This is a genomic window from Lysinibacillus sp. BSL11, from assembly GCF_052928325.1.
In genome coordinates this window covers 15,104-33,721 of record NZ_JAVGCX010000023.1, presented here as the reverse complement: position 1 = coordinate 33,721, position 18,618 = coordinate 15,104, and the positions used below count along the sequence as shown (strand labels likewise).

At 38.0% G+C, this 18,618-nt stretch carries 20 protein-coding genes; 14 read left to right on the top strand and 6 right to left on the bottom strand.

The features are described from left to right. Positions 1 to 29: 29 nt before the first annotated feature. Positions 30 to 617, bottom strand: coding sequence for a TetR/AcrR family transcriptional regulator (locus RCJ95_RS21620; RefSeq protein WP_009374223.1), 588 nt, complete (start codon positions 615 to 617; stop codon positions 30 to 32). Between the two features lie 152 nt (positions 618 to 769). On the opposite strand from RCJ95_RS21620, the gene RCJ95_RS21615 reads away from it, so the two are divergent. The 10 genes from RCJ95_RS21615 (at position 770) to RCJ95_RS21570 (ending at position 10,492) form a co-directional block, all read left to right on the top strand. Then, on the top strand, positions 770 to 1,084 hold the full coding sequence (locus tag RCJ95_RS21615; protein ID WP_221680778.1) for a PadR family transcriptional regulator: 315 nt from the start codon (positions 770 to 772) through the stop codon (positions 1,082 to 1,084). A 1-nt stretch (position 1,085) separates the two neighbouring features. Further along, positions 1,086 to 1,622, top strand: a complete 537-nt coding sequence (locus RCJ95_RS21610; RefSeq protein WP_369578558.1) for a DUF2812 domain-containing protein — start codon at positions 1,086 to 1,088, stop codon at positions 1,620 to 1,622. 77 nt (positions 1,623 to 1,699) lie between these two features. Further along, a complete protein-coding gene (locus RCJ95_RS21605) occupies positions 1,700 to 2,230 on the top strand; it encodes a DUF2812 domain-containing protein (protein ID WP_257521824.1) in 531 nt (176 codons plus the stop codon). 13 nt (positions 2,231 to 2,243) lie between these two features. Beyond that, complete coding sequence (locus RCJ95_RS21600) at positions 2,244 to 3,149, top strand: ABC transporter ATP-binding protein (RefSeq protein WP_446722771.1); 906 nt, start codon at positions 2,244 to 2,246, stop codon at positions 3,147 to 3,149. Beyond that, positions 3,133 to 4,377 (top strand): ABC transporter permease, encoded by a 1,245-nt coding sequence (locus tag RCJ95_RS21595; protein WP_257521826.1) that lies wholly within the window; start codon positions 3,133 to 3,135, stop codon positions 4,375 to 4,377. The genes RCJ95_RS21600 and RCJ95_RS21595 overlap by 17 nt, the downstream gene beginning before the upstream one ends. A 139-nt stretch (positions 4,378 to 4,516) precedes the next feature. After that, a complete protein-coding gene (locus tag RCJ95_RS21590; RefSeq protein ID WP_274772611.1) occupies positions 4,517 to 4,774 on the top strand; it encodes a hypothetical protein in 258 nt (85 codons plus the stop codon). Positions 4,775 to 4,841: 67 nt separating this feature from the next. Next, a complete protein-coding gene (locus RCJ95_RS21585) occupies positions 4,842 to 6,011 on the top strand; it encodes a toxic anion resistance protein (RefSeq protein ID WP_221680784.1) in 1,170 nt (389 codons plus the stop codon). 219 nt (positions 6,012 to 6,230) lie between these two features. Then, positions 6,231 to 6,767, top strand: coding sequence for a hypothetical protein (locus tag RCJ95_RS21580; protein WP_221680785.1), 537 nt, complete (start codon positions 6,231 to 6,233; stop codon positions 6,765 to 6,767). A gap of 134 nt (positions 6,768 to 6,901) precedes the next feature. Next, entirely contained in the window at positions 6,902 to 7,810 is a 909-nt protein-coding gene (gene rarD / locus RCJ95_RS21575; RefSeq protein WP_274772617.1) for an EamA family transporter RarD, read from the top strand. A 777-nt stretch (positions 7,811 to 8,587) separates the two neighbouring features. Further along, positions 8,588 to 10,492 (top strand): endonuclease MutS2, encoded by a 1,905-nt coding sequence (locus tag RCJ95_RS21570; protein WP_313150027.1) that lies wholly within the window; start codon positions 8,588 to 8,590, stop codon positions 10,490 to 10,492. Between the two features lie 40 nt (positions 10,493 to 10,532). Here RCJ95_RS21570 and RCJ95_RS21565 read toward each other — a convergent pair whose 3' ends face one another. Next, positions 10,533 to 11,786, bottom strand: coding sequence for a helix-turn-helix domain-containing protein (locus RCJ95_RS21565; protein ID WP_221680788.1), 1,254 nt, complete (start codon positions 11,784 to 11,786; stop codon positions 10,533 to 10,535). A gap of 121 nt (positions 11,787 to 11,907) precedes the next feature. Here RCJ95_RS21565 and RCJ95_RS21560 point away from each other — a divergent pair, with 121 nt between their 5' ends. Beyond that, positions 11,908 to 13,203, top strand: coding sequence for an MFS transporter (locus tag RCJ95_RS21560; RefSeq protein ID WP_446722770.1), 1,296 nt, complete (start codon positions 11,908 to 11,910; stop codon positions 13,201 to 13,203). 36 nt (positions 13,204 to 13,239) lie between these two features. On the opposite strand, the gene RCJ95_RS21555 is transcribed toward RCJ95_RS21560, so the two are convergent. The 4 genes from RCJ95_RS21555 to RCJ95_RS21540 all read right to left on the bottom strand — a co-directional run bounded on the left by RCJ95_RS21555 (position 13,240) and on the right by RCJ95_RS21540 (position 16,984). Beyond that, the gene (locus tag RCJ95_RS21555) at positions 13,240 to 13,956 is read right to left on the bottom strand and encodes a LutC/YkgG family protein (RefSeq protein ID WP_221680790.1); all 717 of its coding nucleotides are present in this window, start codon (positions 13,954 to 13,956) and stop codon (positions 13,240 to 13,242) included. Continuing rightward, positions 13,956 to 15,383 carry a LutB/LldF family L-lactate oxidation iron-sulfur protein gene (locus RCJ95_RS21550; protein WP_446722769.1) on the bottom strand — a complete coding sequence of 476 codons (1,428 nt, stop codon included), beginning with the start codon at positions 15,381 to 15,383 and terminating at the stop codon, positions 13,956 to 13,958. The genes RCJ95_RS21555 and RCJ95_RS21550 overlap by 1 nt, the downstream gene beginning before the upstream one ends. A gap of 15 nt (positions 15,384 to 15,398) precedes the next feature. Further along, positions 15,399 to 16,115, bottom strand: a complete 717-nt coding sequence (locus tag RCJ95_RS21545) for a (Fe-S)-binding protein (RefSeq protein WP_313150031.1) — start codon at positions 16,113 to 16,115, stop codon at positions 15,399 to 15,401. A 137-nt stretch (positions 16,116 to 16,252) separates the two neighbouring features. Then, complete coding sequence (locus RCJ95_RS21540) at positions 16,253 to 16,984, bottom strand: FadR/GntR family transcriptional regulator (RefSeq protein WP_446722768.1); 732 nt, start codon at positions 16,982 to 16,984, stop codon at positions 16,253 to 16,255. A gap of 358 nt (positions 16,985 to 17,342) precedes the next feature. On the opposite strand from RCJ95_RS21540, the gene RCJ95_RS21535 reads away from it, so the two are divergent. From RCJ95_RS21535 to RCJ95_RS21525, 3 genes are read left to right on the top strand one after another with little or no spacing between them, the layout of a single operon-like run. After that, positions 17,343 to 17,471, top strand: coding sequence for a hypothetical protein (locus tag RCJ95_RS21535; RefSeq protein WP_257521834.1), 129 nt, complete (start codon positions 17,343 to 17,345; stop codon positions 17,469 to 17,471). Between the two features lie 5 nt (positions 17,472 to 17,476). Further along, complete coding sequence (locus tag RCJ95_RS21530; protein ID WP_016995208.1) at positions 17,477 to 18,187, top strand: cytochrome c biogenesis CcdA family protein; 711 nt, start codon at positions 17,477 to 17,479, stop codon at positions 18,185 to 18,187. A gap of 34 nt (positions 18,188 to 18,221) precedes the next feature. Then, complete coding sequence (locus RCJ95_RS21525; protein WP_004229473.1) at positions 18,222 to 18,608, top strand: response regulator; 387 nt, start codon at positions 18,222 to 18,224, stop codon at positions 18,606 to 18,608. Positions 18,609 to 18,618: the final 10 nt, after the last annotated feature.

Below are 18,618 nucleotides of genomic sequence, written 5' to 3'. Positions count from 1 at the left end.
CTTACTTGCATTGATTGGAAAAATTTTTTCTAGGAAACGAGTCCCCTAGAAAAAATAGCAACACTAGTTTGTAAAAGTTCTTCCGTTGGTAAGTCAGACACGATTGTTCCAAGTTGAGCACGTGACATAAAATGACCAAAATTCAAAGCGATAAGCGATAATGCTGCTGCTTCAAAATCAACTTCTCTTATTTTCCCCTGACGATGCATCTCTTGAAAATAGTGAATGAGCTCCTTTTTGATGAGGAGAGGGATATTGGCGATTTCCTCACTAATTTCAGGAAATTGAATAGATTCCTTAAAGCCGATCATGACAAAATCTTTTATCGACATTAAAAAATGAAAATGCTTCAATGAGAAATTTAATAAATCCTTTTCTAATTCCCACGTTACATTTTGATTGATCTCCTGCTGTAGAAGCGGATAATAAGAAAATTGCTCAATAATGGCTTTTAATAAACCACGTTTGTTGCCAAAGTGACGGAAAAGAGTGACCTCATTGACACCTGCTAATTCTGCAATGGTTTTGGTAGTTGCAGCTGTATAGCCTTTTTCACTAATCAATTGTAGAGCAGCTTCGATAATTCGTTGTGCAGTTCCTTTCGTTGTCAAAAACATACTTCCTTCCATGCAAGTAATTACTTACATCCTAGCATAGTGTACGAGGAACTGCAACACTATGAATGAGCGTTGACAATTATATCGACTGCTGATATATTTTAGTATATCGACTGACGATATATTGATGGACGATATAAAGGAGGATTTGTATGACACAGCAGCATCCGCCATTAACAGAGGGCGTTTATTATATTTTATTAGCATTATATGAGGCGAGGCATGGCTATGGCATTATGCAATTGGTCGAAGAAATGAGCAATGGAAGAGTGCGCTTAGGGGCAGGAACCATATATGGTGCGATTAAAACATTGTTGGAAAGAGGATGGATAGAGGCACTTGGTGGGGATGGCAGAAAGAAAGAGTATGTTATTACCGAAACTGGAAAAACAATGGTGGAATATGAAATTTTAAGATTAAGGGAACTTTTTGACAATGGTATCCGTATAACGAGAGGAGTTGAATAATATGCATAAATATCGATTGATGATTAATCCCTATGCAATAGAGAAGTGGGTCAATGACATGGCTAGTCAGGGCTGGTACTTGAAAAAATTTACATGGATTCGCTTTACGTTTGAGCGTGGAGAACCAAATAACTATGTTTATCGCCATGAGGAATTAGAGCGATTCGGTACGCACTATGAAGAGGAATATCTCGAATTTCTTAAAACCTCTGGTATTGAGCAAGTAGACCGTTCTGGTAATTTTGTATTTTTTAGAAAAGCAGCACGGGAAGGTCCATTTGAGCTGTATACAGATAAAAAAACGAAAATTGGTAACCTGTCAAAAAAGATGATGCTCTTACTTTCTCTTATTCTACTTAATTTGTTCATTGGACTGATCGGTTTAATTGGCGATTTTTCGGAGCAAACAACAGACTGGGTTGGTTTCACGTTAAATACGCTGAATTTTGTGGTTGTAGCATTATTTGCCCTCCCATTCTATAAGCTTATGCGTATGCGCAATCGATTAAAGAGAGAATTAAATGTATTTTCAGATTAACGAAGCGTCTATTATTTTCCGGGAAATCAGAAAATAATGAAAAAGGAAGCATGATTTTATAGTAGGGGTGATGCAAAATGAAAAAAAGAATGTATCGTTTTTTTATTGATTACGAAAAGGAAGAACGATGGGTCAATGACATGGCAGATCGGGGGTGGAATCTTAAAAAGACAGTGGTAGGCTACTTTGTTTTTGAAAAAGGGACACCAGGTCAATATATTTATCGAAATGAATTTGTTAATAGAAAGTCGAAGGATTATTTTGAATTTTTAGATGAAATGAATATCGAGTGTGTGTCTAAGTTTGGTGGGTGGGCCTATTATCGAAAACCAAAATCGGAGGGGCCTTTTGAGATATTTTCAGATGCTTCCTCGAAAATAAACTATATTAAATCCATGAATCGCATATTTATATTTGTGTTACTGTTAAATTTAATCATTGGTATTTACAATCTATCGCTAGGTTTACAGGAATTCGCTGCAGGACCTATGAACACAAGCGTGGGGTGCATAAATTTGATTGTAGCCTTACTGCTATTCATTCCTATAGTGAAAAATGGAAATCGTAAAAAGGGCTTGAAACAAGACTTACATATATTTGAAGGATAAGGAGGATGACAACATGACGTTACAGTTACAGCATGTTACAAAGAAGTATAAGGATTTTACAGCTGTGGATGATTTGAATTTTACCATTGAAAAGGGTGAAATTTTCGGTCTAATTGGTCAAAATGGTGCAGGGAAAACGACGACATTCCGAATGATTTTAGATTTACAGGAGACGACGGCGGGGACAATTACTTGGGATGGTAAGCCAGTTAATGCCATTAACCGAGATGTCCTTGGTTATTTACCAGAGGAGCGTGGTATCTTCCCAACAATGAAGGTAGAGGAGCAGCTTTACTTTTTTGGTGAGCTACGAGGTATGAAGCGAGCAGAGCTGAAAAAGGAAATAGATTTTTGGATTCAACGTTTTGAATTGGGAGAAAAACGTAAAGATAAGGCAGAAACATTGTCAAAAGGGAATCAGCAAAAGGTACAGCTAATTGCAAGTTTTATCCATAAACCTGCGTTTTTAATTTTAGATGAGCCGTTCAGTGGGCTAGATCCCGTCAACAAAGATTTACTAAAGGATGCTATTTTACTATTGAAAGAGCAAGGCACGACGATTTTGTTCTCCAGTCACCAAATGGATAATGTCGAGGAGCTTTGTGATCATTTGTGTTTATTAAAACGAGGTGTTTCTTTATTTTCTGGAAGCTTACTAGATTTAAAGAAACAATATGGTAAAACAAAGCTTGCAGTTCGTACGGATTGGTCAACAACACAATTATTGGCACTTGAGGGTGTCAAGGATGTGCGTGTAGAGAAGGAGCAAACAGTGCTTACATTAGTAGACGAAAGCTTTGCTCAAGGTATCTTTGAGCAGCTATCCAATGGGAAGTATATTGAAAAATTCAGCTTAGATTATTTATCATTAGATGAAATCTTTAAAGATAAGGTAGGTGGCCATGTTGTCGAAGTTTAGTTTATTAATGAAGCAATTATATAAAGCTAAAATTAAATCAAAATCCTTTATCTTAATGACTTGTTTATATGTCCTTGTCATGTCAGTGGCTGTCTTCTGGTCAGAAATTAAGGAACTATTCACAGGTGATGATGAAGCACAGCAAATCGCGATTATTAATGAAACCTCTGCTGATCTAAGTGGTATATTTGTCTCGAATGGAGATATGAACTTTATTCAGGATGAGCAAGATGTATCGACCCTTGAAAAAAGAGTAAAGGACGGCAAGCTGGATGCGATTGTGACGATTAACGATCAAAATAGTCAATTACATGCGGAAATTGCTACGTTCACACCACTGAAATTAAACGATCAATCTACATTATCATCCTTATTACAATATGCAGGACAGCACTTTGCCGTACAACAATTATCACTTTCATCTGAGCAAGCGGCACAAATTATGGCAGCTCAAACAACAATTTCAACGAAAAACTTAAATGAGGAATCAGCCGGTGGAAAAAGTGAAGAAGAAAAGCAATCAGGGCTAGTAGTTTCCTATGCGGTAGGGATTTTAATCTATTTCTTCATTTCTACATTCTTATCGATGATTACGACTGAAATAGCTTCTGAAAAAGGCTCACGCGCAATGGAAATGCTTTTAGTTAGTGTCAAACCTGGGACACATTTTAAAGCAAAAATTGCTGGAGTTTTATTGCTTGCTTTAACACAGATGGGCATTATTGCGATCGTGTTCCTTATCTATGCGAAGTTTATCAAAGGTGGGATGGTTTGGGATGCAGCTGCTAGCATTATCAAGGAATTGTCCATTGGCTATGTCATCTATGCTATCGTATTCCTACTGTTAACAGTTATCCTTTATCTTATCATCGGTGCATTATTTGGCTCTTTAGTATCGAAAGTAGAAGAGGCAGGTCAAGTATTAATGCCTGCGATGATTATTACGATCATTGGCTTCTATGTTATGCTGACAGGCATGGGGAATCCAGATACAATTATTATTAAAATATTCTCTTATATCCCACTAACTTCTGGCATGATCATGCCAATGCGTATTGGCGCTACAGATATCGGTGGCATTGTACCATTACTTTCATTAGGAATTTTAATCGTAACGATTGTTGTCGTATACCTATTTAGTTTATCGTTCTATAAACGTAGTGTATTGACATATAGCTCTGGCGGCGTCATTCAAAAAATTAAGACGGTATTAAAGGTAACAACATAATATATTGGCAGCTACATGGATAATGTAGCTGCTTTTTTGGTGTCATGGTGCCATTGCTAGCAAACAATGTAAAGGAATTTGCGGAATCAGTCGAATTTTGGATAGAAAGAAGCTATAATTTATAAAAGGGGATGAGATGATGTTAGCTAAATCAGAGGTGGAAGCAGTCCTGAACCGATCATCAAATCAGCGTTTAGCAACAAGCGAAGAAAAAGTGCAGCTCTTTCAAAAGCTTCAACAGCTGTACCCTAATAGTAAAGAAATAGAAGAAATTCTTCACTATTGCACTGAAGTGGAAATTTTTATTAATAGTGCTCACCCTAACCAATATAGTTTGCAATATAAGCTACACCAGAATGGCTATTGTATAGCAGATTCGTATTTTTTCATCCTATAGAAAATGAAACTTTTTTACATGGTAATCGTAAGTAATTAGTAGAGATAAATTGCAGGGGGTAAAACATATGTCTGAATTCAACAATGATCTTTTAAAATCCAAGGACCCATTCGCTTCAGAAAATCCTTTATTACAGCCAAAACCACTTTTACAGCAGGCAACTGAGCAAAAGCCAGTACTTGTATCAGAGCAAGAGCTATCACAAATCGCTCAAAATCAGCTAATGTTAAAGCAAGATCCAGAGGTTCATACACTTGCACAAAAAATTGATGTCAAAGATCAAATTGCCATGCTAGAGCTTGGTAAAGAAACAGCAAGTGGTATTTCAACCTTTTCCGATAAAATGCTCGCAACGATGAAAGCTAGTAAGCTGGAAGAATCGAGTGTGTTATTAAATAACCTGAATAAAATTATGGATAAATTCGATCCACAGGACTTTGCGGAAGAGAAAAAGGGCGGTTTCATCTCCAAGCTCTTTAACAAAGGAAAAGAGCAATTGGAAAGGTTCTTATCTAAATATGACAGCATGAATAAAGAAGTGGATGTCATTTACCGTGAAATCCAAAAATATGAAGGGGAAATGAAGCGTAATACCATTGACCTGGAAAATTTGTATGACCAAAACCTAAACTACTTCCAATCATTAAGTAAATTTGTTGCAGCTATTGAAGTGAAAACAGAAGAGGTTCGTGCGTCTTTACCAGCACTTGAACAAAAGGCTCAAAGTGGTGATCAATTGGCCGCTATGGAATATGAAACAATGCTTCGCGCTGTAGAATTATTAGAGCAACGTCGCTACGATTTAGAAATGGCGCAACAAGTATCATTCCAATCAGCTCCACAAATTCGCTTAATGCAGCAAGGGAACAATCATCTAATTGCCAAGATTAATTCTGCCTTTGTCACAACGATTCCGATCTTTAAGCAGGGGTTAATTCACGCAGTGACATTGAAGCGTCAAAAGTTGATTTCTGATTCTATGGTGGAACTAGATCGCCGTACGAATGAAATGCTTGTCCGTAATGCTGAAAATATTAGTAAGAACAGTGTGAATATCGCTCGTCAAGCTGGTAGCCCAAGCATTAAAATTGAAACCATTGAAACAACATGGCAAACAATTATGGCTGGTATTCAAGAAACGAAGCAAATTCAAGCAGAAACAGCAAGAAACCGTGAAGAAGGTCGTAAACGTATTGAGCGTTTGCAATTGGAATATGAGAAACTGAAAAAAATGTAAGGCTAAAGCTTCTTGCAGCTATTGTTGCAAGAGGCTTTTTTTATGGAAAGGGTAGGCAGATAGAGGCTCCTTCCACACAAGGGAAATGATCTTTGACAAAAAGCAAAATAGTGATTATGATAATATCAAATGAGAATGATTATCAAGTGGAAAAGGAAGCGGAAAGATGCACAAAGGTATTCGATTACATGTAATTATTCGTGGAGGAGTGAAAAATAAATGGCAAATAAAATAAATCCCTCTACATTGTCGTATGAGCCTTTTAAAGATGGAACGCTAGCTCTATACACGACAGATAGCTTAATGATTGTACCGCAAAATCGCTATCTAGAACTTTTGCATATGGAAGAGTTATATAATGCTATGTATAAAGATTTAGATAACAAGCAAAATGGTATAGAACGAGAACGAAAAATGCTAAAAAAACAAAATGCACAGCTAACAGAGGATCTACAAAAGTTAAAGCAGCAAAACACGGTTTTGCAGAAAAAGGTCACTGAATATAATTGTGTGGTGGAGGAGATGAAGGTGCTCCGTCAACAAAATACAGATCTTCTCATTGAACTAAGTAAATATACAGCGATGTCAAGAGAGTCATTGACAGGGCCCTTGAAGTCGATGATTCGAGATATGCGTGAGCAAGGGGTTGGAATTAAAGAAATCCATATTCGCATCAAGCGCCAAATCAATCCAGAGATTAGCTATAGTACTGTACGCAAGTATATTTCTGAGCTAGAGTCGGAACAGAAAGGTTAACAGCTTTTAAAAGGAACTAGAAATTTGGCATTTACAGCAGCTACTCAAAGTCCTATAATGAGTCTATTCTTTAACTAGTTTAAGATTATAGGAAATCGTTAACCGATTTCAGTAAGAGTAGGAGCGTTAATATCATGTCAAATGAGAAAAAAGGAGTTTTGGCTGCCTTTTTTGCCTATGCCTTTTGGGGAGCATTCCCTCTATATTGGAAATTACTTGAGCATGTACCAAGTATGGAGATTTTATTATCCCGTGTCATTTGGTCCTTTGTCTTTACGGTGCTGGCAGTGATCGTATTTAGAATGCGACAGGATCTCATAGCAGATTTAAAATATTTATGGTCACATCAAAAGCATTTCTGGCAGCTTGCAGGTGCGTCCTTTGTCATTTCAATGAACTGGTATTTATATATTTGGGCAGTGACGCATAATCATCTCATTGAAACGAGCTTAGGCTATTACATTAATCCGCTTTTGTCTGTAATTTTTGGGGTGATTTTCTTTAAAGAATCGCTGAGTCGTGCACAATGGGTAGCGACAGGGATTGCATTTATTGCGGTGATTATTTTAACAATCAATTACGGCTCAGTACCTTGGGTAGCTTTATTGATTGCGCTATCTTTCGCTATTTATGGTGTGCTAAAAAAGAAAATTACACTGGATGCTACAAGAGGGCTAGCCATTGAAACGTTATTGATTTTACCCTTTGCATTAGGCTATTATGTCTATCTTTTCGCTACACATCAAGCCTCGTTTTTACATGTCGATGTTAAAACAGATATTTTGATGATCTTTAGTGGTTTAGTAACAGCCGTCCCGCTTATTTTATTTGCGAAGGGAGCACAAAATATTCCTTTATATTTACTAGGATTTATCCAATATGTATCGCCAACTATTGTCTTGATTTTAGGCATCGTGCTTTACAAAGAGCCATTTAGTCAAGTTGAGCTCCTTGCATTCAGCATTATTTGGGCAGCTTTACTTTTATTCTCTGGTTCGAAAATTATAGAAACAAGAAAAGCCCATCATAAATCAGTTTCGTAAAAGACTTGTAGATTTTTCTACAGGTCTTTTTTATGTAACTTTTACCACTTCGCTTTGTAATGCACAAAACTTTTTTATTCCTTATCGGATTGGGCTACTGAATTGCCTGCTATTTTGTTTAATCGTATCTTAAAGATCGATAAAATTCATCCACTAATATGGTAAAAAATATAACTATTAAAATCGCTAGAGCGAATGGGAGAACGATTACGATGGCTGCTGAATTTTTCAGTTCATGCTTTTGCCTTCTAAAGAATAGCCAATTAATAATGGTAGCCATTATAAGTGCACTGAGCAGGATGAGGCTAACAATAGAGTCTTTTTTGATAGATTTGACAAAAATAGGAGAAACCTTTTGAAGGTAGGTACCTTTACTTTCCTGTTAGCATATAGTAAAATGTCAATAATTAGATAACAATGATCAATTAATGAGAGGTGCTTTTTGTGAGTGCGGTAGGTTCTAACTAGGTAAAAATTGAATGAAATAGTGGCGATGACGACAGCAGGGGATACATGTTATGAACACCCCTTATTTTGTCATGGACCTATTTCAACAACCTATGTAGATACCTACAATACTTTATTAAGCGTGGCATATAGGATGAAACTTCAATTAGCTGAAGTTTTATTTGTGATGCCAGGAAAACGCGCCTTTTAAAGATAGAGCTGTGGGGATTCCTCGCAGCTTTTTTATGTTGTTTAAACCATCATTGCTATCTATTTATTGGGTAGGTATCTTCATGTATGATAAAACATAACAATGAGGAGCAAAAAGAAATGAATAATACTACACTTGAAAAATTACAATATCATGAATTAAAGGACATCGTTAAATCCTACTGTGTCAGCGGGTTAGGAAAACAGCTTTTAGATAAATTAATGCCCAGCTCAAACTTAGCAGTGGTAAAAAATCGGTTGAATGAAACAACAGAAGCTCGTGCAATATTGGATGCAGAGGGGCATGTTCCGTTTTTAGGGGTATCAAATATTGAGCATATCATGACGAAGCTTGAGAAGGGGATGCTTCTAGATCCCAGTGAGCTAGTGAGTATCTCCGATTTTTTACGGGGCTGCCGCAACATCAAAAAATTTATGTTAGATAAGACATTTTTTGCGCCTGTTCTTTCCTCTTACGCTCATTCTATGGCTGAATTTAAAAGCGTGGAGGAGGAGATTAATTTTGCGATCAAAGCCAATCGTGTAGATTCGGCTGCTAGTCGTGAATTAAAACGCATCCGACATCATATGGAAACGACAGAGGAAAAAATTAAAGAACGTTTAACGAAATTTTTAAATAACAGTGCCAATAAACCGTATATTCAGGAATTTTTTATTAGTCAAAAGGATGATCGCTATACGATTCCGATTAAGGCGACCTATAAAAATCATGTACAGGGAACGGTCGTTGAAATTTCCTCAAAAGGGGCAACCGTTTTTATGGAGCCAAGTGTTATCGCTAAATTAAATGTAGAATTAGCTACCTTAAAGGCTGAGGAAGCCGTAGAGGAATATCAGATTTTAGCGTCTTTATCAGGGCTACTGATGGAACATCTTCATGCAATCACCATTAACATGGAGTTAATCAGTCAGTACGATATGGTTTTTGCCAAAGCGAAGTTCAGTAGACAAATTGGTGGTAGGGAGCCGCGTATAAATGATTACGGTTATATTCAGCTGATCAATGGTAAGCATCCATTACTACCAGGAAATGCGGTACCCCTTCAATTTTCCATTGCAAAAGACTACCGTAGCTTAATTATTACAGGTCCAAACGCTGGTGGGAAAACAGTTGTGTTGAAAACCATTGGCCTTTTAACATTAGCTACGATGTCGGGCTTCCATATTGTAGCGGATGAAGGAACGGAAATGGCTGTATTTGATCATATCTTTGTTGATATTGGCGATAATCAAAGTATAGAGAATGCACTTAGTACGTTTTCTTCTCATATGAAAAATCTTTCAGATATTATGAGAGCTGCTAATAATCATACACTCTTACTGTTTGATGAAATTGGCAGTGGAACAGAGCCAAATGAAGGAGCTGCACTAGCCATTGCGATATTAGAGGAATTTTATCAAATGGGCTGTATAACTGTGGCAACTACACATTATGGTGAGATTAAACGATTTTCTGAAATGCATCCTGATTTTATGAATGCGGCAATGCGCTTCCATTCAGAAACATTAGAGCCTTTGTACCAATTACTCATCGGCACCTCTGGAGAAAGCAATGCCTTATGGATTTCTAAAAAAATGAATGTCCGCGAAACTGTTTTACAAAGAGCAAAGGATTATATAAATAATAAAGAATATCAGCTGACGCTCGTTCAGGATAGTAAAATTCGAAAGCCTAAAGAAGAGAAAAAAAGCTTGGCAGCAGCGTATACATTTGCCAAAGGGGATCGTGTGAAATTATTGGACTATGATGATGTGGGATTGGTATATGAAGAAATGAATCCGTACAATAATGTCAGCGTATTCTATCAGGGGCAAATACTAGAGGTGAATGTAAAGCGGCTTGCCCTTGAATTACCTGCAACAGAGTTATACCCTGAAGGATATGATTTAGAGACATTATTTGTAGACTATCAGGATCGGAAGCTTCAGCATGATATCGAACGTGGTTCGAAAAAAGCGTTACGCAAGATCCATAAACAAATAAAGAGTGATCGTCAGCAATAAAAACAAGGGATTGCACAGCCTCGTGCAATCCCTTTACTAATTAAGTTATGGAATCAATCTGTGCCTTAATTGTTCGATAGACTTCCTCAATTTTTCGTTTATAGGGCAAATCCACTAAATCCAGTGAATCTGTATAGGCCATTTTTGCAATTTCATAGGCTGTTGTTAGCTCACCAAAATGGGCATAGCAAAGGGCTTTATAGGAAAAGCATTCATTCAAGCTTAAAATATCATATGGATGACTAATATAGATCGGTCTGTGTTTATATTGTTCGAATGCAGCCTTCGCCTCCTCATATTGTCCAAGTAAATATAAGGATTTTCCTTTTTCAGCATAATAAAAATTTGGATCTAGCTTGTCTAAATACTCATCGTGTCTAAGCTGATAAAAACGTTCTATTTCGATCAGAGCCTGCTCATAATTATAGCTGTAATTATTATAATAATGTGCCTTCAATACAAAGATAAAAGCATCAACCTCAACACGTTCAGCAAATGCCTGATATTGCTCCAGTTTCATAAACATATGATTGGTTTGTTCAAAATCACGATCAATCATGGCACAATAGGCACCAATTCTGTACATATTATCAATCTGATAGAACAGTTGGTTTTTATGAGCATTGGCAATCGTCTCTTGAATTAGTTTTTTCCCTTCCTCATGCTCACCAATTGCAAGTTGGAAAATACTTGTATAATAAGTCATTAATAAGGCATCACGAGAATCGAGCTGATAGTCCTCTTGTTCGATAATTTCCTTTGCCTGTAGGATACGATCGTAAGCTAATGTATATTGACGTTTTGCTGCTAAAATAGCCATCTCTAGGATAAAGGTTTTGAACCAATGACTGAGTAAATTAATCTCCTTAAAAATAGTGCGGGCTTGCTGAAGCGGGGCTTCCCATGTTGTTAATCCAGCTTCATACTGGGCATCTGCGTAAATATACAATAAACGGCCAGCTTCATAGCTTTGAGGCAGGCTCTCCACAGACGGCTTAATTAAATCGACAATTTCTTGATGATGATCAGCATCACCACGTTTTACTTCTGCAAATAAACTTTCAACCTGCTCTAATAGCTGGCGAATGGAGGATGGGGTTACTTCTTCCAGTAATGCACTAGCTTTTACACCTAAACGTTCAGCAATATAGTCAAGGCTTTCCATGGAAGGCTTGGCCTTATCATTTTCTATTTGGCTTAACATTCCTTTAGTTAGACGATCACCGGCAAGTGCCTCTAATGTTAATTTTTGATCTTTCCTTAATTTGCGAATTCGTGTGCCTAAAGAGTCCACTGCCTCGCCTCCTTTTGTTTAATTATATTAAACTTTTGCTTGCGTGAAAAGAGGGAGTTATGGTATATTTTGTTTAACCTAATTAAACTTTTTAATTTAGTTAAATAATGGAGGGGTTTAGATGAATGAAGCGGAAAAATTGAAAAAGGCGACCTATCACTTATGGACGTTCACGGCGAGTAAAATGATTGCCATGTTGGGAGCAAATGTCATGGCATTCGGTATTAGCTTGTATATTTTAGCGATGACTGGGTCGGCAATAAGTTTCGCTACCAATATGATTTGTTCAGTATTACCACGCGCACTTGTGGCACCCTTAGCAGGCTATGTCGCAGATAATTTTTCAAAAAAACGCACAATATTAATAGCACAGGCAGGAACCATTTTGACAGTAGGGGGATTACTGCTTTATACAGAAACAGTAGGAATGTCTGTTTATGCTATATACATAGCTACTGTTTTTAATACTATTTGCTCGGCCTTTTCTGGTGTAACGTTTTCATCTGCTATTGCCACACTTGTCAATCCAGAGCGATTACAACGTGCGATGTCATTTAACCAAATGTCAATGTCCGTAGCTGCAATTGGAGGACCAGTCGTTGGTGGTATGATGTATGGGTTTTTTAATATGGATGTGTTTTTAATGGTGAATATGGTGGCCTATGCGATTGCCTTTTGTTTAGAGGCAACAATGGACTTTAACCTTTATAGTACAAGAGGGGAAGATACGAAAAAAGAAAAGATGTGGGAAGGGCTGAAAAGTGGTTTTCATTATATCAAGCAACGAAACGTCATTAAGACCATTATGTGGGTAGCATTATGGATCAATCTATTCTTTTCTGCCATCGCTGTTGGAGGAACGTACATCATTATTGAATTGCTAAAAATAGAATCCACACACTTTGGCTTTATTGAAGCATCTGGTGCTTTAGGTATGCTCTTAGCATCCCTTTATTTCGCAACAAGACCTGAAGTAAAGGTACCTTTACGCTTTTCGAAAATCAGCTTATTACTATTGGCGGGAAGTGTCGGCTTAGCAGTCATCCCATTAGTCACTGATTTTTCTTATATAGCTATCGTGATCTTCTATCTCATCATTTACTTTATTTTCGCAATTTTTGAAATGGGAATAAATATGCCCATCGGTGTGTATATGCAAAAAATCATTGCGGAAGAGTATCGTGGGCGTGTTTTTGGGCTAATGGAAACGATGGCGATGTCTATGATGCCGATTGGTATGGTAGTCTATGGCATGTTATATGATACATTACCAGCAACTATTATTTTACCAGTAACGAGTGTCATTATTATTATCATTTCACTTGTGATGCTGCGCTCATCTATTTTAAAAGAGGCACATCCAGAGTATTATGAAAAAGCAGCTCTCCCAGAAGGGGTCGCGAACACCACAACTTAAAAGAACAGGCATGCGGTGAAATGCATGCCTGTTCTTTTACTGATCCTCAATGACAATATAGGTTGCTTGAATAGGGCCATGGACACCAACGATAAGAATCATTTCGATATCGGCTGAGTTACTTGGTCCCGTAACAAAGTTGATACAGGAAGCAATTTTTTCACCCTGACGGATTTTTTCACTAATCCAACGAGCTGCCTGTGTCATGCGAGGCACAATTGTACTTTTAGGAATGATAATGATCGACTTTTCAGGTAAAAAGCTAATGCTTCTCCCTCTATCTTTGCTACTAAAAAGCACGGCAGTTCCCGATTCTGCTAACGTCATTTCACTAATGGTTATCCCGATATTTGCTTTTTCAGCTTGACGGATATTTTCCTCAGGTTGCTGTGAATCCCATTCATAAAGCTGAATATTGGCTCGTGGCCATTGCTCGTTCATAAGTGCGGATAATCCGTAGTCTTGGAACCGTTTATCCTTCCATGTAATAACGGACTGACCTCCATAATTGTCAACAACATCCTGTAAATCCTCTGGAAGTGTGGCAGTGCTAGAAATGACAATATTGGTATGGATGTTGGTGCACTGCTTGATTAATATTTCTACCAATTCATCCTTTGTCGCATCTTTGAGCACACGATCCTGTGGCTGATACTGCCAAGTTGGTCTCGGAAGTTCTGTCTTAGGCGAACGCCCGAGCTGCTGCGCAATATTTGCTAAAAAGGTTTCTCGATGCTGAATCATACCAGTCATTATTGCCCGCCTCCTTTTGTACGATGCTTCATCCAGTCTCTAAAGCTGTCTTTACTTGGTGCAGGGAAATCCCTTGCCTCGGTCCATGCTTTTAGGGGGCCTGGTCCTTTAGAAATAGTCTTGTTTTTGGTAAATGGAGACATGGCAGGTGCAGCCATTCTTGTCGCCATTTTATAAAGGGTAGGGGAGGCAGCCCCTAGACCAAATGCCTTCATTAAAAGCTTTTCAGAGATAGGTGCCTTGCCCTCATTTTCAACAATGACCTGTCGATGGCGATGAATGAGCTGATGTAATGGTATTTTAACAGGGCATGCATCTGTACAAGCACCGCACAATGTAGAAGCATAGGGCAGTTCTTTAAAATCATCGTAGCCTCCTAAAAGTGGAGAGAGTACAACACCTACAGGTCCAGAGTAGATAGAGCCATACGTATGCCCACCAACATGACGATAGACAGGGCAAGCATTGACACAGGCAGCACAGCGAATGCATTGTAAAATAGGCTGGAATTCACTACCTAAAATAGCCGAGCGTCCATTATCGACAATAACTAAATGAAATTCCTCGGGTCCATCCGTATCCTCTTCGTCTTTTACGCCTGTTAACGTTGTAATATAGCTCGTTAGCTTTTGACCGACAGCACTTCTTGTTAATAAACTAACAAGGACCTCCATTTCTTCAAAGGTAGGAACTATTCTTTCCATTCCCATAACTGTGATTTGTGTTTTTGGCAGCGCTGTTACTAAATCAGCATTGCCCTCATTCGTAACGAGTGTAATGGATCCACTTTCAGCAATAGCAAAATTACAGCCTGTAATACCAATATCGGCTGTTAAATATTCCTGTCGTAATTTTTCACGTACATAAAGGGCAAGTTCCTCTGGCTTTTCTGTTTGACTGTAGCCTTGTTTTTCCTTAAAAACATCTCGAATTTGCTCCTTATTTTTATGCAAGGCTGGCGCCACAATATGCGAAGGGGGCTCGTGATCTGCCACCTGCAAAATATATTCACCTAGGTCTGTCTCAATCACTTCACAACCAAGCCCTTCTAAAGCTGTATTTAAGTTAATTTCTTCTGTCACCATTGATTTGGATTTCACAATTTTTGCCGCATTTTTCTTTATAGCAATGCTTTGAATATAGTCGGTTGCTTCCTGTGCAGTTTGCGCAAAGAACACATGCCCACCTCGTTTGGCAACATTTTCACTTAATTGATAAAGGTAATAATCAAGGTTTGCTAAAACATGCTTGCGAATTTCCTCTCCATGAGAACGCCATTCTTCCCAATGTCCTAATTCCTCTGCTTGTTGAAGGCGACGTGTTTGAAAACGTTCTTGGGCACTCGAAACCGCACGACGCATAAACGGATTATCTAGCTCTTTCGTGACACGTTGTTGAAACCGATCATCACTTGTTTTCATGGCCATGTTTATTTCCCCCTTTTATCGGCAATTTAACACTTCTGCAATATGCATCACTTTAATTGGCTTACCCTGACGTTGAATGCGGCCACCGATATTCAATAAGCAGCCTGCGTCAGCTCCTATCACAATGTCAGCGCCTGTTTCTTCCACATTCAGTACTTTTTCATTGACCATTTCTCCAGAAATATTGCCCATTTTCACTGAAAATGTACCACCAAATCCGCAGCATCGATCCTTACCAGGGAGATCCACATAATGCAAGCCCTTGACGTTCTTTAATAATTGGAAGGGTGCCTCTTTCACACCAAGAAATCTTGTCATATGGCATGACGTATGATAAGTAGCTTTACCTTCTAGATACGCTCCTACATCTTCTATCATTAATACGTTGACAATAAACTCTGTGAATTCATAGGTTTTAGCTGCTAATGCTTGCGCTTTTGGCTCCCATATGGGGTCTCCTTTAAAAACTTCTTGATATTCCTTCAACATATAAGCGCAGGAACCAGAGGGAGAGACTACATATTCAGCATGCTCAAAGGCTGTGATCATTTTTTTCATCGCATTTTTTGATTCTTCGACATAGCCGCTATTGTAAGCAGGCTGCCCACAGCAAATTTGATCCTCTGGAAAGTCGATATCACAGCCTAGTCTTTCTAATACTTCCACAACTGCTTTTCCCACATCCCCTTGAAACATATCCACTAAGCAAGTGGCGAATAGTGTGACTTTCATATTCATCGCTCCTTTTTAGACAACTGGTCATCAGATGACTTATCGATAATTTAATCTTACAACAAATTTGAAAAAGTGAAAACGTTTTTTATGAATTTTCAGAAAATAAAAACTACCTAGCGTGTACTAGGTAGTTTTTAGTATGAATTGGATTCTGTTGTTTCGAAATATTGTAATAGCACTTTTTCAACGTTGCTTAGATGGGATGCCATTGCATGTTTGGCTAGCTCTTCATTTTGCTGTTTAATCGCGAGGAAAATCTGCATATGTTCATCATATAATTGTTCGCTCGTTGTTTTTTGTGAGTACAACCAAATTCGCCGTGTCTCTTTCATCGTTTCGATCATTAAACCAGAAATTTGATCTAAAATTGTAGTGAGTAGGGGATTTTGAGAGGCATTGGAAATAGCTGCGTGAAATTGATAATCTACTTTTTCCCCAAGCTCACCATCACCATGTGCCTGCTTCATATCCTCTAAAATTTGTACCATTGCTAGAATATCCTGATCTGTACGTTGGAGCGCTGCACGTCCTGCTGCTCCCACCTCAATAATTTTGCGCACTTCTAGTAAATGAGCGATATCCTGTCTATTCGTTAACATAGCTGTGGATAAAGGAAAGTCAAGCTGATGGGCTGGCACACTTTTGACAAACGTTCCAGAGCCTTGTTTGATTTCAATTAATCCCATTGCTTTTAAGGCAGATAATGCCTCCCGTACAGCGGAACGACTCACTTGTAATTGCTCGGCAAGCTGCTCAACTGAGTCAAGTCGATCACCTGGCTTTAGGACACCAGCTCGTATTTTTTCATGCAATATTTCGGATACTTCTTCATAGATCTTTTTTGGTCTAATCTTTCTTAATTCCAAGGGCTACACCTCTTTTTACTTCATTATTATACATGAAAATAAGTCATTTACTCATGGTTTAACATGAACACTTTGTGTAGAGTAGAGGACTGTCGAAATTTGGGGAAAGAATAATAAACCTATAATAAGGTCATCTGATGACTGTATATCCAGATGATTTAAACGATGAGTATAAAATAAATAGTTTTTTTACTATAACATGAGCGTGATAGTGTCTATGAAAAACAGAAGCTTCTTTCAACATTAATGACAAGCAATCGACACTGTCAAGAAAAAGGTAGAAAAATTAGCTATACTCTTTTTGAAAAGGGGGGAAGATTGGCGGATTTTGTTGACAGAAAATCAACAGGAGCGCATAATGCAGAAGGAGCTTGATGGGACTTCTCAAAAATCTCATCATTTTGCCATGAAACGTTCACAAACTAGAAGGGCGCTTTTTATTTTATTTTTTGGTACGATGGATGCAGTAACTGTAAGGAGCGAATAAAAAATATGGGATCTGATATTAACGTATTTTTAGCTTTTGGTGCAGGGTTCTTAAGTTTTATTTCACCATGTACTCTTCCACTATATCCAGCATTTTTATCGTACATAACGGGTATGACATTAGATGAGCTAAAATCCGAAAAAGGTATGCTACAAAAACGTGCCATTTTCCACACACTATTCTTTTTACTAGGCTTTTCCATTATCTTTATCATTATTGGACTAAGTGCTTCATATGCAGCAGAATTCTTCCTGAATTATCAAACATTATTACGACAGGTTGGGGCTATTTTAATCGTCGTATTCGGTTTAATGATTGTGGGATTATTGCAGATAGACTTCTTAATGAAGGATCGAAAGTTCCAATTTAAAAATAGACCATCTGGCTATTTTGGGTCTGTCTTAATTGGTATTGCCTTTGCGGCAGGTTGGACACCATGTACAGGACCAATCCTTGCATCGATTATCATGTTAGCAAGTACAAACCCAGGTGCGGGCTTTAGCTATATGTTTGCGTATTATTTAGGATTCGCCATTCCATTCTTCGTACTATCTTTCTTCATTTCACGAATGACTTGGATTCGTACACACAGCCAGAAAATTGTAAAAATCGGTGGGTACATCATGATTGCCGTTGGGATTTTATTATTCTTTGATGGCTTAACGTATATTACACGCGTTTTACAGCCTATTTTCGGTGGATTTACAGGGTTTTAATTTGTTAAACTAAAGAGGCATACCGAACTTTAACGTGGAGGGAGATGAACATGTGCCTACAGTTTTAGTAGTAGATGATACGCTATTTATGCGTGTTGCAATCAGTAATATGTTTACAGAATGGGGTTATGAGGTAGTCGGTAAGGCAGTAAATGGTAAGGAAGCTGTGGCGATGTATCGAGAGTTACAACCAGATTTAGTCACAATGGATGTAACGATGCCCGTTATGACAGGTATTGCAGCCGTAAAAAAAATCATCCCAGAATTTCCAGATGCAAAAATCATTATGGTAACAGCATTAGGTCAGCAAAAATTAATCGTAGAAGCGATTGAGAGTGGGGCAAAGGATTTTATTACAAAGCCTTTCGAGCCAGAACGATTAAAGGCTGTTGCTGATCAATTACTTGGACAAAATTGTTAATTAGACATTA

What these genes read in the sequence shown, in the direction of transcription:
- RCJ95_RS21620 (WP_009374223.1), bottom strand. Translation starts at nt 617, where the DNA reads ATGTTTTTGACAACGAAAGGAACTGCACAACGAATTATCGAAGCTGCT.
- RCJ95_RS21615 (WP_221680778.1), top strand. Translation starts at nt 770, where the DNA reads ATGACACAGCAGCATCCGCCATTAACAGAGGGCGTTTATTATATTTTA.
- RCJ95_RS21610 (WP_369578558.1), top strand. Translation starts at nt 1,086, where the DNA reads ATGCATAAATATCGATTGATGATTAATCCCTATGCAATAGAGAAGTGG.
- RCJ95_RS21605 (WP_257521824.1), top strand. Translation starts at nt 1,700, where the DNA reads ATGAAAAAAAGAATGTATCGTTTTTTTATTGATTACGAAAAGGAAGAA.
- RCJ95_RS21600 (WP_446722771.1), top strand. Translation starts at nt 2,244, where the DNA reads ATGACGTTACAGTTACAGCATGTTACAAAGAAGTATAAGGATTTTACA.
- RCJ95_RS21595 (WP_257521826.1), top strand. Translation starts at nt 3,133, where the DNA reads ATGTTGTCGAAGTTTAGTTTATTAATGAAGCAATTATATAAAGCTAAA.
- RCJ95_RS21590 (WP_274772611.1), top strand. Translation starts at nt 4,517, where the DNA reads ATGTTAGCTAAATCAGAGGTGGAAGCAGTCCTGAACCGATCATCAAAT.
- RCJ95_RS21585 (WP_221680784.1), top strand. Translation starts at nt 4,842, where the DNA reads ATGTCTGAATTCAACAATGATCTTTTAAAATCCAAGGACCCATTCGCT.
- RCJ95_RS21580 (WP_221680785.1), top strand. Translation starts at nt 6,231, where the DNA reads ATGGCAAATAAAATAAATCCCTCTACATTGTCGTATGAGCCTTTTAAA.
- rarD (WP_274772617.1), top strand. Translation starts at nt 6,902, where the DNA reads ATGTCAAATGAGAAAAAAGGAGTTTTGGCTGCCTTTTTTGCCTATGCC.
- RCJ95_RS21570 (WP_313150027.1), top strand. Translation starts at nt 8,588, where the DNA reads ATGAATAATACTACACTTGAAAAATTACAATATCATGAATTAAAGGAC.
- RCJ95_RS21560 (WP_446722770.1), top strand. Translation starts at nt 11,908, where the DNA reads ATGAATGAAGCGGAAAAATTGAAAAAGGCGACCTATCACTTATGGACG.
- RCJ95_RS21555 (WP_221680790.1), bottom strand. Translation starts at nt 13,956, where the DNA reads ATGACTGGTATGATTCAGCATCGAGAAACCTTTTTAGCAAATATTGCG.
- RCJ95_RS21550 (WP_446722769.1), bottom strand. Translation starts at nt 15,383, where the DNA reads ATGGCCATGAAAACAAGTGATGATCGGTTTCAACAACGTGTCACGAAA.
- RCJ95_RS21545 (WP_313150031.1), bottom strand. Translation starts at nt 16,115, where the DNA reads ATGAAAGTCACACTATTCGCCACTTGCTTAGTGGATATGTTTCAAGGG.
- RCJ95_RS21535 (WP_257521834.1), top strand. Translation starts at nt 17,343, where the DNA reads ATGCAGAAGGAGCTTGATGGGACTTCTCAAAAATCTCATCATTTTGCC.
- RCJ95_RS21530 (WP_016995208.1), top strand. Translation starts at nt 17,477, where the DNA reads ATGGGATCTGATATTAACGTATTTTTAGCTTTTGGTGCAGGGTTCTTA.